This window comes from Streptomyces sp. NPDC015346 (assembly GCF_043078785.1).
Lineage (GTDB): Bacteria > Actinomycetota > Actinomycetes > Streptomycetales > Streptomycetaceae > Streptomyces.
Genome location: NZ_JBIBTW010000005.1, coordinates 453795 through 467179, shown reverse-complemented (window position 1 = coordinate 467179; position 13385 = coordinate 453795). Strand labels below are relative to the sequence as shown.

The window sequence follows — 13385 nt, the reverse complement described above, 5'->3', positions numbered from 1 at the left end:
TCCTGCGTCCTGGATCACTGAACGTACCGGGCAGTACCGGGCACCTGCTGGAGGGCCATGAGCGTCTGCCAATACGGCACGGCTTCTTTGTCATTGGTGACGATCTCCAGACCTCGGATCTCGTCATGTTCTTTCATCGCCTGTTGGTACTTCTCGAGTTCGCCCTCATCCTTGCCGATGAGGATGTCCTTCTTGCTCCACTTCTTCGTCCCGTCCTCCTTGTACTGATCTTCGATGTCGAACGTGGACTGCCGGCGCCACGTGCTCTTCCTGCAGTCGTCGTCGGCATCCTTGACGTACTTGGCGTCCACCATCATTCCGTCCGCCGGTCGCATTCCGTCCGCGCCGATCGCCGGCTTCTCGTAGTCCTTGGGCAGGGGGATGATGCGCTCGGGGTAGCCGGCAGTCCGCAACTGGTAAGCGTTCTCCGGTGCCGTGGGGTCCGGTTTGCCTCCGAATCCGGCCGGCTTCAGGGTGTTCACCCAGGCAACGAACTCCTTGCGCTCCTCCGGTGTCAGAAGCCGCGGCGGAGGCACGGCGGACGGGGGGATCGGGTCGCGCCACGGGACGCTGGGATCAGGGTCCCGGTAGACCGACGGAACGATTCCGGGCATGCCGCCGCTGTACGAGGCGAGGACAAGGGGCACGGAAACCGGCGCCGGGACCGGAACAGGGATCAGCGGCGGGAGGAACGGGAATCCCGGCGCGGTCGGCCCCCCGCCGCCTTCGGGGAGCCTGATCCGCTTCTCGGCCGAGTCCAGGGCGTGCGCCACCTCTCCCAGACGACGGATCCACGGGTCCTCCAGGACGGCGTCGAGGAGCCCTCCGTCGAAACCGTTCCCACCGAACATCGGACTGTCCCAGGGCATGTCCACCGCGAACATGTCCAGCTTGTGCTGCTGGATGGCTTTCTCCGCCGCTTCCACATGCTCGGCGTACCGGTCGCACGCCTTCGCGATCTCGTTGCAGGCGGCCACGAGATTGGCGACGAGCGGTTCGTCCGCCTGAGCCTGAGCAGGTGGGCAGGTCAGCCCGACACACATCGTGAAGTACGTCCGGAACGCGTCCGCGGCTTCGCCGGAGTGTGCCTTGTCGGCCGTCATGGCGGATGCTTGAGCGTCCTCGAGGAAGCGCTGCATCAGCTTGCCGCCGCGCCGCCAGCAGTCGGCCACCGCCCGCAGCTTCTCGGGCGATCCGCGGAAACGGTCGCTTCCACCTCCCGGAGCGTACTGCTGGTACCAGGCGGTCTCTCCCACCACTTCGGGGAGCTCCTGGCCCAGGCCGAGGTAGTTCTCCGGACAGCCCTGCCCGGGGTCGCCCATGCCAGCGGTCAAGTCCTGCTGCTTGCCGAGAAACCCGGCGATGACAGAACTCTCTTGTGCCATGAACTCCCGAGCGTTGCGCATGAGTCCGCGGCTCGCTTCGCCGAGCACGTACGAACTGGAGCCGATCTTGTCCAGCGTGGCCGCCGCAGCCGATCGGTAGACCTTCGCGAACGCCCGCCCGGCATCGTCGTCTCCAGCCATGCCGTGCTGCTGGGCCAGCTCGTGGAACAGAGCGATTGCTGTGTCCCGGGCCCCGCGCATGGTGTCGGTCAAGCCCATTGCGCCCTTGATCATGCCTTCGGCGATGAACTTGAGATGTGGAGCCAGTCCGCTCATTGCCTCGCCCCTCCCGTATCCCGCATTGCGGGTGCGAACAACTGATCGTACGGCGACAGTTCTACAGCAGACCAGTGACAACGCCCCTCGCTTCCGGGCGAACAACTCAGGACCCCGCCCTCGGCGTTCGCGCTGACGGTGACCCGCCGCGAGCTCTCTATGATCAGCTTCTGATCACTGGGGGTGGGGGTGTGGCGGCACGTCGACAACAGGGCATGACGTTTGGCAGCAAGTTTGCCGGTCCTCTCGGTCACGGCGTACGGGCTCATCTACCTGAGGGTTCGAGAGGAGTGGCGGTGATCGCCCGACCATCCCTGGCTTGCCTCGTGCCTGGCGCCGGGGCCATCTGGCGCGCAGGCTTCCGCATGCGGAAGCGGCGGGCCGGACAGGCGGAATCAGCTACTTTGCCAGTGAAGATTCAAGCTGCCCAGTCAATGGAAGTGGCTCGGTACCACGTCATGTCACCGAGCGACCTTCACCAAGCCGGCAGCTGGTACACAAAACAAACGGGTATGTGCCTCATCGCCGCCAACGGCCTCGCTGGTTGGGCCAGCACACTAGGTTTCCCTCCTCGGGCTGAGGCACGCCCACCTCGCCTGACCGCCACCCCGAGGCGGAAAGCAGTAGGTGTTTCAACGGGCTACCGCGTCGCCGTTCGCCGGATGACCTCAGTCGACGCTGAAAGCTCCCGCCCCCAGCCCGTCCACGTCCCCAGACATACGACCGCGCCGAGCGACACATGCCTGAGGGCACGTGCGACTGCCCGTACGGCCAGGAGGGCAACTTCTGCAAGCATCTGGTCCGCTCGGTCTGACGGTGATCGCTCAGGAGGCCGACCTGTCCGGTCGACGGAAGGCGGCCCGGGACCGGACCCGCGGCTTCGGCGCCTGGCTGGCCGGCCTGTCACGGGACGACCTCCTTGCTCTCGTGCGGGAGGAGATGGCCGAGGACCGGAACCTGCGGAGGCGTCCGGAGTTGCGGGCAGCGAGCGCCCTCGGCGACGTGGCCGGAATCCGTTCGCGTGTTTGCGAGTTGCTCGATAGCGGCCCTTTTGCCCAGTACGGCTACGTCGAGTACGCCGACGCCCGTGCCTACGCCGACCAGGCCGGGCAGGTGGTCAGCGCCATCCGGTCACTGACGAGTTCCGGCCGGGCGGCCGACGCGATGACTCTGGTCAGGGAGGTGATCGGCATGCTGGCCGAGGTGATCGAAAGCATCGACCACTCCGACGGCCAACTCGGGGATATCGGCGTCGGCCTGGCCGACGCCTACCATGAGGCGTGCCGCGCGGCCCGCGCCGACCCGGAGGAACTCGCGCACTGGCTGGTGATACACGCGGTCGATCTGACGGACATCGACCCGCTCGACTACGAGGACCTGCTCGGCGAGCCGGGGGGTGGCCGCCCTGCGTCGGTACGCGGTCGAAGCATGGCAGGCGAACCGCATCGGCTGGGCTGAGAAGCACCTGATGCAGCGCCTCGCGAAGTCGGGGCGGGACATCGACACGGTGATCGCCGTGCACGCCGCCGACCTCGCGCCGAATGGTCACTCACCCACCTGCTCATCGCCCGCGAACTCGACACCGCCGACACCGCCCTCTTCGACCACCTCGCCGACCGTTACGCCGGGAGCGACCGGCTCGCCGACGCCGTCACCGTGCGCCGCGACCACTCCGCAGTCCGCCGCTCTCTGCTCAACTACCAGCAACTGCGTGCCGCGGCCGTCGCAGCAGAGTGCTGGCCGACCGAGCGCGAGAAGGCACTGGCGGTTCTCCGCGCCGATGCCGAACGGGGGCATCTGGCCCGCCTCACCCGCGTGACCGGCAACCACGCCTACGAGCAGCTCGTCAGCCTGCTCCTGAACATCCGCGACTGCCACCGCCGCCTCGGCACGCCCGACGACTTCACCGCCTACGGCACCGACCTGCGCGCCGCCCAGAAGCGCAAGCGGAACCTGATGCGGCTAAGGGAGCAGCATGGCTTGTGAGCCAGAATGGCGTGTCCGGGCACCCAGGTGCCCGGCGTGCGCCTCACAGATCAGGCTGCGTTCGAATCCGACGGTGGACCGTCGCCCGTCAGCAGGGACGTCGCACGGCCGGCATCGCGATCGGCGTACCGGGGCAGGTAGCGGCTCGCCTGCCCGTGCCAGGAGACGACCAGCTCGTCGCGTGCCCGGGTGGCCGCCACGAAGAGCAGGGAACGGGCTCGCTGCTCCTCTTGCCGGTATCGGTCGGGATTGCTCAGCCGGAAGACCTCGATGCGTTGATGGGGGATCAAACCGTCGCTGACCCCGGCAAGAAACACCCGCTGGAATTCGAGCCCCTTGAAACGGTGCATGGTGCCGATGCGCACGGTGTCGGTGTCGCGGGGCCCCTCCCTGCCGATCTCACTCGCGGGGATCAGGAAGGGCTTGCACGCCAGGGTGTAGGCCAGCTGCGTGACCGCGGCCTTGTCCGGAACGCTGACGGCCATGGCCGCGTACGGAGTGCCGTAGCGCTCGTGTCGCTCCTTGAGCAGCGTGGCGATGGCCCTCATCTCGGTCTCCCAGTCGGGAGCACGCCAGTACTGGGGAGCCAGCCCTGTAAGAACAGAGCGGTACCCGTCCAGGGTGTCCGCACCGTCGTCGAGATCGTCAAAGGTCTCGCCGTGGACCAGGCCGTGGGCACTGCCGAGGATCTCGCGCGTCGTACGGTAGTTCAAAGTCAGTCGCCGGGAGGCGCGGCCGGGAGTGCTGATGCCGAGCCTGCCCAGGACGACCTGGTGCGAGTAGATACGCTGGTGGGCGTCTCCCACCAGGAAGATGTCGTTCGGCCCGGGCGCCACCATCGCCCGGAGCATCCGCCAATGGGAGGCCGACAGGTCCTGAGCCTCGTCCACCACGATGTGGCAGTATCTGGGCTTGAGCCACATGCCGCTGCCGGCCTCGCGGTGGATGAGATCCAGGCCGCCGTGCTCTTCCTTGTAACGCGCCTGCTCGGCGGCCTTGGTCATGCGGTGTTCCTCGATCCGCGCGGCCTCGTCGGCGATCAGCGCGTACGTGGTGCGCGGGGGCGGACCGTCCAGGAGCGCGCGGTACTTCGCCACCAGCTCCCACACCTGCTTCCGGTCGGCCCGTTGCAGCACACCCCGGCCCCGTCGTTCGGCCCGGAGGTACAGGCGTTCGGTACCGCAGCCCTGGGCGAGGACGACGTGCTTGAACTCCGAGTCGAGGAAGTCGGCGTCGAAGTCGAAGACCCCAGCCTCGGCGCACGCCCGGTGCCAGAGCGCCATGGCCTCCTCGTCGCCCATGGGCGTACCGAGCACGGAACTCGGATGCTGCTCGACCACTTCCCTGGCCAGCTGGTCCACGGACTTGACGTCGACCCGGCGGACGAGGGCGTCACCGCCGAGCCGGTGCAGGCGCTCCTTCAGATCGGCTGCGAGATTGGTGTTGTACGTGGTCAGCAGGACGGGCCTGGTCTGCCCCGGCGGCAGCTGGGCGACGAGGTGCCGGACTCGGTGGAGGGCCACGACCGTCTTGCCGGTGCCCGGACCCCGGTGACCTTTGCCGATCCCTTGAACGAAGTGGTGGCGAGCCTGTGCTGTTCGGGATGGAGGAAGAGCCGCCAGGCGTCGAAGCTGTCCCCGAGCGCGTCCAGGACGGCCGCGTCCTCGGTACTGACCTGGGACACGGGCCGCCGTGCCGCCCGGGCCCAGTCCCGTGGGTCGACCTCCTCGTCCGCCCGCCATTGGTCGGTGATGAACCGGCGGACTTCGGGCGGCTCCATGCCGTCGTGCAGCGCGAGCAGCACTTCCCGGGTGAGACCGGGGAGGTTGTGGCTGAGGACGGCACTCAGCTGACGGCTGTGGGTGATCCTCCGCAGGGCGGGTAGGAGGGAGCCGATGACCCCCAGGCCGAGCAGCTCCTCGTCCTCGTACGGGGCGAAGAGAGGCACCGGCAGGGCGGCCGGTGCGGTCTCGGAGGCGGCGGCCCCGACATCCGACGGGACGGCGGACGTTTCGGTGGCAGAGGGCTTCCTCGGTGTGGTGCTCGGTTCCGGACCGGGTTCGGGGCGCACGGGCATCGCCACCACATTGGCGCTGACCTCGCTCTGGTCGACGAGCTCGACACCGCCCGAGACCGCGTTGATCTCCACGGTCAGCCGGGCGAGCTCTTCCCGGGCCGACGGCCCGACCCGGACGGCGAGCAGACTGAAGCGGTTCTCTTCGGTTTCGAGCAGCAGGCCCATGCGGCTGCCGTCGAGCGCCGCGAGAAACAGGCGCCCGTTTCCCCCCCCCGCCTCACTCGGGTGCGTGAGGTTCTGCTTCTACCGGTTCTACCGGGGACGGGGGGCGGCGCAGGGCTCTTTGGAAGCCTAAACGGACGAAGGCCCGTGCAATCCGGGACGACCTACGGCCTACCGGAGTGGGCAGCCGCGGTCGGACCGGCGCCCTGCCAGGTCAGAGGCGCCCGCTATGAGCGTAGGCCTTCCGCAGCCGCTCGGCGGCCCGCAGGGCAATGGCCGGAGCCACAACCGGGGCGGGCGCCGCAGGGGGCTTCGGCGGTGCCAGTCGGTAGCTCGTCACGGTGGGCTGCGTGGGGAGCGGCGCACCGGCTCCCTGAGCCGGCTGGGCACCCGGGTCCACCACGGTCGGGACATACTCGGCGGGGCCGGGCGCGGGCTCGGCCGGCCCGTCCAGGGGCTCCAGGTCCTCGGCTTCGGCCTCAAGGAACTCGTCGAACAGATCGGGCGCCCACGGGCTGTCCGGGGCGGCCCCCTGGTCGACGGCCTGCTGGGCCGCCTGCTGGACCTCGGGGTCCGGCAGGTCGGAGACGGCCTTGGCGGGGAGCTCCGGCACCAGCCCGGACTCCGTTACCAGAACGCGCAGCTGGTCCGCGGCGGCCTCTTCTGTCAGCCCGTGATCGGTGAGCAGCTGGCGAAGATCGCTCTCGATCTCGTCCAGGGACGGCCGCTGCTCCGCCACCTGCACCAGGATCCGGCCCAGCAGCGGCAGGCACGGCCCGTACACGCCGTCCCACTTCGGTGCGGCGTGCATGGGCGCGAGAGGGTACGGCGGCCGCTTGGCGGCCGCGAAGAAGAGCACCGCCCCCAGCGAGTAGATGTCCGCCGACTCCGTCACGTGCTTGGTGTCCCGCGCCTGCTCCAGCGACATGTAGGACGGGGTGCCGAAGCCGACGCCCGTCCTGGTGAGCGCCGCGGCGCTGTCCCGCTCGGTGAGGACGGCGAGACCGAAGTCGAGGACGACGGGACCGTGGGGGCCGAGTGCGATGTTGCCGGGCTTGAGGTCCCGGTGCAGCAGCTTGGCGCCGTGGATGGCGCGCAGCGCGTCCACCAGGGCGAGGCCGAGCGCGCCGTACGGACCCACGGCCAAAGGCCCGCAGGTGTGGACGAGCTTGTGAAGGGTCGGGCCGTGGACGTAGTCCATCGCCAGCCAGGGCTGCTCGGCGTCGGCGTCGGCGCCGAGCAGTGCCGGCACCCGGGCACTCGCCACCGTACGCATCGTCTCGATCTCCTGCGCGAACCGGGCCCGTGCCTCCTCCTCGGAGTGCTCCGAACTGTCCCGCAGCTTCGACGGCTTGATCACCTTGACCGCCGCCAGGGCCGGCTGAGCCGACTCCGTGAACTCGGCCAGGTGGTAGCCCGTCTCCAGCTCGGGACCGAGGTTCTCCAAGGGGAGCCTGCGCCCCAGGTAGGTACGGCCCATCCCGCCCTGCCCGAGCACCGCGAGCAACTCGAACGGACCCAGGACCGCCGGATCGTTCTCCTCGTTCAGCTCGTACATGGACCGCGCCCCCACCCGTGTCGAACCCTGATCGTGGTGTCGCCGGCAGTGTGCGCACCCTGGAGCAGCCGGACGCGCGGGAGGGCCGCGTCCGGCCGACAGCGCACACAGCTCGTCGGCCAGTTTACGACCGGCACTCCGCTTTCCCGCCTGAAATGAAGCAGGCCAGGCGGTGCAGCGGCCGGATCAGAGCGCGTACTGGCCGAGAACCGCCGCACGGGTTCGGAGCATCGGCTGAAGCTCCCGGCGCAGCAGATCTGCGTCCGCTTCGGGCAGCTTCAGCGACGCACGCCGCATGCGAACACTCCAGGTCTTCGGATCCGGAAAGACCTGAAGCTGCGGGACGAGGTCGGCGAGGATCACTCCCTCGTGGCGCGGGGCGAGCCCGTGCACCTGGAGGGTGCACCCCGAGGTGAAGTCCCGGCCACCGAACGAGACGGGTTCCGGGAGTGCCGCGACTTCGGAGGTGACGGTCGCCAGGCCCATGATCCGTCCGCGGTCGCGCCCGGGATTCCGGAAACAGCCCCTGGTTGTGTAGAGGAGGATCTCGTCACCCTTCTCGGGAAGCCCGGTGCTGCGCCCGGCGGGGAAAGCCATCCGCTGGTTCTCCAGCACCCAGGCCAGGGGCTCCCGATCGCCGAGGATGATCAGGTTCGTCGCCATCAGGCACCGCCTCGCAGCTGCTCGCGGAGGTCCTGGAGCCGGACCTCGGGATTCTTCTTGAGGACGTACTTGCCGTAGCCGTTGATGTCGACTCCGGTCTGCGCCTTGAGGGCGGGCGAAGGCTTGGAGAACTCGCGCCCGTCCTCGATCCGGAGCCACCCGTCCGCCGTCAGCGTGGCTTCATGTGTCAGTCCGCGGCGGGGCTGGACGTGGATCAGCTTGTCCCCTGCCTCGAGCAAGCCCGCCGTGATGAACGGCATCAGATCACCGGGGCGCCGTTCCCCCGAGGACTCCCTGGGGAGGGCGGTGTCCTTGAGGAGGAGGCGTCGCAGTACGTCGTTGGGGGTGTCCACCAGGGGCTCGCTCCGGCTCTGCAGGAAGGCGAACACCTCGTCGTCGATCTCGATGGAACGCTTGGGCACGACCGACCTCCCTGGATAGAAACTTCAAGTCCTCAAAGTTTAAGGGACTCGAAGTCTGTATGCAGGGTTGATCGAATCCGGTCGGGCCGTCGTCGACGGCCAGTAGCATGTCGAGCTGTGACGTAGGGGAGTGTCTGTGTTACTGGGGGTTTGACGTGGCACTGGATGGGCCCAGCCTGGGCAAGATGCTGGACGATGTGGCGGCTGGCAGGATTCAGCTCCCCGACTTCCAGCGGCAGTGGAAGTGGGACGACGACCGGATCCGCGCCCTGCTGGCGACTGTGACGCTCGACTACCCGCTGGGTGTCGCGATGACGCTGGAGACGGGCGGCGACGCCCAGTTCAAGGCCCGGCCGCTGCACGGCACCGAGGTGCAGCCGCACGTGGTGCCGGAGCAGCTGCTGCTCGACGGTCAGCAACGGCTGACCTCCTTGTTCCAGGCGCTCCGGTCCGACCGGCCGGTGGAGACGACGGGTGCACGCAACAAGCCGCTCAGGCGCTGGTACTACGTCGACATCGCCAAGGCGGTGGACGAGGCGGCGGATCGCGACGAGGCGATCGTGTCCGTCCCCGAGGACCGAGTGATGCGCGGCGCCTATGGCCACGCGACCAGGGACCTCTCGACACGCGAGAAGGAGTGCGCGAGCGGCCTGTTCCCCCTGAATCTGATCTTCGAGCCGGACCTGACCGGAAAGTGGCAAAGGGCCTACGTGAGTGGGGGCGACGACCGCTGGGACCTGTGGTCGGCCTTCCAGGCTCGGGTCATCGACACGGTCAAGGGCTTCAAGGTGCCGTTGATCCGCCTCCCGAAGGAAACCCGCAAGGAAGCGGTGTGCTCGGTGTTCGAGCGGGTGAACACCGGCGGCGTCGTCCTCAACGTCTTCGAGCTGCTCACAGCGACCTATGCGGGTGACACGCAGTACTCGGCGGACCATGGCGGCCAGGACTTCAGCCTCATCAAGGACTGGCAGGCCATCAAGGGCAAACTGTGTTCCGACCACCAGGTGTTCGGCACCTTGGACAAGGACAGCGGCCAGGAAACCGGGCTCACGAGTCTGGACTTCCTCCAAGCGATCGCGCTCGTGCGCACGTACCTGCGCAAACAGGAATTCCTGGCGGAGCACCCCGGCGCGTCGAACGCCCCGGCAGTGAGCTGCAAGCGCCGCGACCTGCTGCACCTTCCGTTGACCGACTACACGCAGATCGCTCCGAAGACGGCCGAGGCGCTGTCCTGGGTGGGCCGCTTCCTGGCCACACAGCACGTCTTCCGTGAGCGTGACCTGCCCTACGGGTCGCAGGTGGTGCCCCTGGCGGCCATCGCCGTCCTGCTCGGCGAGGCGCTGCAGGAGTCTGACGCTCAGGAGAAGCTGGCCCGCTGGTACTGGTGCGGCGTCCTCGGTGAACTCTATGGAGGGGTCACGGACACCCGGTTCGTGCGGGATGTCGAGCAGGTGGTCGGCTGGATCAGGGACAACGGTGCGGAACCCGACACCGTCACAGAAGCGACCTTCCAGGAACAACGCCTGCACCGGCTCGCCTCACGTAACAGTGCCGCGTACAAGGGCATCCACGCCCTCCTTCTCAAAGAGGGGGCGATCGACTGGTTCTTCCACGGGGAGCCGATCAACGAGCAGTTCCTGATCGGGCAGTACGTGGACATCCGGCAGGTCTTCCCGAAGGCATGGTTCGAGCAGAACGGCGTGGACGGCTCCCGGATGAGCAGCATCGTCAACAAGACGCCGTTGTCCTACCGGGCGCTGCAGGCGATGGGGGCCAGCGCGCCCTCGGCCTACCTGACCGCCTTCGAGCGGCACACCGGCAGCCCTGGGGACTGGTTCGACGACATCATCGGAACGCACCTCATCGACGCCAAGGCGTTGCGCACGGACGACTTCGACGCCTTCTACCGGAATCGGACGGCCAGGCTCCTGGAACTCGTGGAGCGAGAGATGGGCAAGGCCGCGGTGCGCGAGGGGACGAGCGATGCCGACGCCGGATGATGCCGCAGTCAAGGGACTGGAAGGTGTATCCCTGACGATCCGGGGCCTGTTGGCGGTGTGGGGCTACCGCATCCGCGACCATGCGTCCGTCCCTCAGATCCGGCTCGATCTGACGAACGCCGGCCTGAACACGGTGCCGGACTTCGCGGTCGGCTCATTGGACGACGAGGTCGCGATCGTCCCGTTCGCCCACGAGCGAGATATGGCCGCCGACGTCGGCGCCGGCGATGACGCAACTGACCAGGACCCGACCGATGACTCCGAGGAAGCCGTCGGAGTGTTCCCACAGGCGGCCATGCGGGTGCACGACCTGCCCTGCGCCCACAGGGTCACATCGATCACGCCCGACGAGCCTCTCTCCGCCGCGATGGGCAGGATGGCGGAGCACGGGTACTCACAGCTTCCCGTGATCGACACGTCGGGGACCCTGCACGGGGTCGTCACCTGGGCATCGATCGTTCACATGCACGCGACCGGACGTAAGACGTGTCTGGCCAGCGCGATCAGCACGGAGTACGAGATCGTCAACGCCTCGGCCCACCTGCTGCCGATATTGCCGGCGATCCGCGCGCACGAGTTCGTTCTCGTCCGAGCCGCGGACGGGCAGGTGAGCGGCATCGTCACCTCCGCCGATCTTGCCGGCGAGTTCGGCGCCGTGGCCCGTCCCTTCTTCACCCTGGGTGAGATCGAGCGGCGACTGCGGCGCTGCCTGGGGCGCGTTTACGACGAGGCCGACGTCCAGAAGGTACACAAGAAGAAGACCTCGGTCGACGAGATGATGTTCGGTGAGTACATCCGCCTCCTGAGCAACGAGGAACGCTGGGACAAACTAGGGTGGCCCCTCGTCGACAGGGACCACTTCATCGGACTGCTCAGCCGTGTGAAGGACGTCCGCAATACGGTCATGCACTTCAACGCACCGTCACTCAGGGCCGAACAGCTCGACCTGCTCGACAGCTTCGTCTCCATGCTGCGCCTGTATGACCCTGACTACGGCGCGACGGGCATGGGCTGAACCAATAGCACGGGGTCCTCACCAGCCGCCATCGCATTGATGCATGGAGGGTGGAAACGCCGCCCTCGGCCTCGACTGGTGGAGCGGTCAGACTTCGATGACGGTGACGCGTCCGTCGCACAGCGTCCTGAGGTCCTCGGGGTCGGAGGTGAGGATCGTGACCGGCCCTGGTGCGGCGAGGGCGGTGGCGGCGAGCATGGAGCCGATGGCGTGCTTGTGACCGGGCAGGCAGGGCCTCCGCCAGGAGGGTGGGGGCGTGGCGGGCGATCGGCTCGGTGATCGGCTCCACGACGAGGCGGGAGAGTGTCCACTCCAGGACCGGTCGGTTGATGCGGGGTTGGACCACCTCGACGAGGGTGGCCGCCGAGGTGACCACGCGTAGGTCGTCGGCGCGGGCCAGAGCGAGCCAGGCGGTGACCATAAGGTCGCGCAGGGACTGGATGTGCGTGTCTGGTCGATTCGGACCAAGAAGGGGGCTCGCCCTTCCTACGAGGTGCAATGGAAGGTCGCGGGTGAGCCTTTCTCCCAGACTCGGAAGACTAAGGCGCTTGCGGACAGCTTTCGATCCAAGCTCCTGCGCGCTGCGCGAGAGGGCGAGGAGTTCGACACGGAGTCGGGTCTGCCGGACTCGATGGTCGAGAAGAAGGCCACTCTGAGCTGGTACGACTTCGCGCTGAAGTACCTCGCGATGAAGTGGCCCCACGCTGCTCCGAACACCAGGGATGGCATCAACGAGTCGCTGACGTCAGTCACGATGGCCCTCCTGAGTGACCGCCCGGGCCGGCCTGCCGACAACGAGCTTCGCAAGATTCTCAGGACGTGGGCCTTTGTTCTTCCCGGGCCGGCGGAGAGGGAGCTCCCCATCGAGGCTGGCAACGTTCTGCATTGGGTCGCCAAGACCTCGCGGCCCCTGGCTGACCTCGGGGATCCGGTCGTCGGGCGCGCAGTGCTCGACTCGCTGAAGCTGAAGTTGGACGGCACCGCCGCAGCTGCCGAGACGGTACGTCGTAAGCGGCGCACGTTCGTAAACGCCTTGAATTACGCGATCGACCTCGGAGAGTTCTCGGAGAGCCCGCTCGCTGCCGTGCGCTGGCAGAAGCCCAAGGTGTCCGGCGAGGTGGACCCGCGCGTCGTAGCCAACCCGGAGCAAGCCCGGTCCCTCCTCCACGCGGTCTCGTACGTTGGCGGCTATCGCCGTGCCCGCGGCAGGCGTCTTGTCGCGCTCTTCGCCGGGATGTACTTCGGCGGCTTCCGGCCCGCTGAGGTGGTGGGCCTGGCCGAGCCTGACCTCACCCTCCCGGCCTCTGGGGGGGGGCACCGCTCTCCTCCACCGAACGCGCCCCAGCGTGGGTAAGCAGTGGAACGACTCGGGGGAGAGCCACGACGACCGAGGGCTGAAGAACCGCCCGACCGAAGACGTACGTCGGGTCCCCATCCCTCCCCAGCTCGTGAGCATGTTCCGCGAGCACATCGAGATCTTCGGCACTGCCGACGACGGCCGGCTGTTCTTCAGCGAGAACGGGGGAGTGGTCTCCTCCTCGACGTACTACCGGGCCTGGCAGGAAGCCCGGACCTTGGCCCTCCCGCCGGCCGTGGTCGCCTCGCCCCTCGCCCGACGGCCGTACGACCTGCGGCACTCGGCGCTCTCCACGTGGCTCAACGCGGGCGTCGGCGTCACCGAGGTCGCCGAGCGAGCAGGCAACAGTGTTGAGGTCCTCCTCAGTCGGTACGCGAAGTGCCTCGACGGCCGTCAGGACGTGGCGAATCGGCGTATCGAGGACCTGCTCCGCGAGTACGAGTGAGCCGCTAGCGAAGCAGATTGTGAGGCCCTGGGACCCGTC

At 67.9% G+C, this 13385-nt stretch carries 8 protein-coding genes and 3 pseudogenes; 4 read left to right on the top strand and 7 right to left on the bottom strand.

What is annotated here, in order from left to right:
• Positions 1–14: 14 nt before the first annotated feature.
• Positions 15–1661: a restriction endonuclease fold toxin-2 domain-containing protein gene (locus tag ACF06X_RS21135; RefSeq protein ID WP_392288791.1), complete on the bottom strand. Its 1647-nt coding sequence runs from the start codon at positions 1659–1661 to the stop codon at positions 15–17.
• A 748-nt stretch (positions 1662–2409) separates the two neighbouring features.
• Between ACF06X_RS21135 and ACF06X_RS21130 the strand changes: the two are divergent.
• Positions 2410–3647: pseudogene (locus ACF06X_RS21130) on the top strand (hypothetical protein); the annotation flags it as partial.
• A 50-nt stretch (positions 3648–3697) separates the two neighbouring features.
• Here ACF06X_RS21130 and ACF06X_RS21125 read toward each other — a convergent pair.
• The 5 genes from ACF06X_RS21125 to ACF06X_RS21105 all read right to left on the bottom strand — a co-directional run bounded on the left by ACF06X_RS21125 (position 3698) and on the right by ACF06X_RS21105 (position 8529).
• Positions 3698–5170, bottom strand: a complete 1473-nt coding sequence (locus tag ACF06X_RS21125; protein WP_392288790.1) for a 3'-5' exonuclease — start codon at positions 5168–5170, stop codon at positions 3698–3700.
• A complete protein-coding gene (locus ACF06X_RS21120; protein WP_392288789.1) occupies positions 5101–5889 on the bottom strand; it encodes a hypothetical protein in 789 nt (262 codons plus the stop codon). The genes ACF06X_RS21125 and ACF06X_RS21120 overlap by 70 nt, the downstream gene beginning before the upstream one ends.
• Before the next feature lie 211 nt (positions 5890–6100).
• Positions 6101–7444: a serine/threonine-protein kinase gene (locus ACF06X_RS21115; protein ID WP_392288788.1), complete on the bottom strand. Its 1344-nt coding sequence runs from the start codon at positions 7442–7444 to the stop codon at positions 6101–6103.
• A gap of 186 nt (positions 7445–7630) precedes the next feature.
• Positions 7631–8107: a hypothetical protein gene (locus ACF06X_RS21110; RefSeq protein WP_392288787.1), complete on the bottom strand. Its 477-nt coding sequence runs from the start codon at positions 8105–8107 to the stop codon at positions 7631–7633.
• Positions 8107–8529 (bottom strand): hypothetical protein, encoded by a 423-nt coding sequence (locus ACF06X_RS21105; RefSeq protein ID WP_392288786.1) that lies wholly within the window; start codon positions 8527–8529, stop codon positions 8107–8109. Before ACF06X_RS21105 ends, ACF06X_RS21110 begins: the two co-directional genes overlap by 1 nt.
• A 107-nt stretch (positions 8530–8636) precedes the next feature.
• On the opposite strand from ACF06X_RS21105, the gene ACF06X_RS21100 reads away from it, so the two are divergent.
• Together ACF06X_RS21100 and ACF06X_RS21095 are read left to right on the top strand one after the other, a co-directional pair.
• Positions 8637–10529 carry a DUF262 domain-containing protein gene (locus ACF06X_RS21100; RefSeq protein WP_392288785.1) on the top strand — a complete coding sequence of 631 codons (1893 nt, stop codon included), beginning with the start codon at positions 8637–8639 and terminating at the stop codon, positions 10527–10529.
• The gene (locus ACF06X_RS21095; protein WP_392288784.1) at positions 10513–11544 is read left to right on the top strand and encodes a CBS domain-containing protein; all 1032 of its coding nucleotides are present in this window, start codon (positions 10513–10515) and stop codon (positions 11542–11544) included. The genes ACF06X_RS21100 and ACF06X_RS21095 overlap by 17 nt, the downstream gene beginning before the upstream one ends.
• A gap of 87 nt (positions 11545–11631) precedes the next feature.
• Here the strand turns inward: ACF06X_RS21095 and ACF06X_RS21090 are convergent.
• Positions 11632–11977 (bottom strand): annotated as a pseudogene (locus tag ACF06X_RS21090) (DNA-binding protein); the annotation flags it as partial.
• Between the two features lie 3 nt (positions 11978–11980).
• Here ACF06X_RS21090 and ACF06X_RS21085 point away from each other — a divergent pair.
• Positions 11981–13346: pseudogene (locus tag ACF06X_RS21085) on the top strand (tyrosine-type recombinase/integrase).
• The last annotated feature ends 39 nt before the right edge of the window (positions 13347–13385 follow it).

Excerpts from the sequence above, each read along its gene's own strand:
- ACF06X_RS21135 (WP_392288791.1), bottom strand. The coding sequence starts at position 1,661 with ATGAGCGGACTGGCTCCACATCTCAAGTTCATCGCCGAAGGCATGATC.
- ACF06X_RS21120 (WP_392288789.1), bottom strand. The coding sequence starts at position 5,889 with ATGGGCCTGCTGCTCGAAACCGAAGAGAACCGCTTCAGTCTGCTCGCC.
- ACF06X_RS21115 (WP_392288788.1), bottom strand. The coding sequence starts at position 7,444 with ATGTACGAGCTGAACGAGGAGAACGATCCGGCGGTCCTGGGTCCGTTC.
- ACF06X_RS21110 (WP_392288787.1), bottom strand. The coding sequence starts at position 8,107 with ATGGCGACGAACCTGATCATCCTCGGCGATCGGGAGCCCCTGGCCTGG.
- ACF06X_RS21100 (WP_392288785.1), top strand. The coding sequence starts at position 8,637 with ATGTCGAGCTGTGACGTAGGGGAGTGTCTGTGTTACTGGGGGTTTGAC.
- ACF06X_RS21095 (WP_392288784.1), top strand. The coding sequence starts at position 10,513 with ATGCCGACGCCGGATGATGCCGCAGTCAAGGGACTGGAAGGTGTATCC.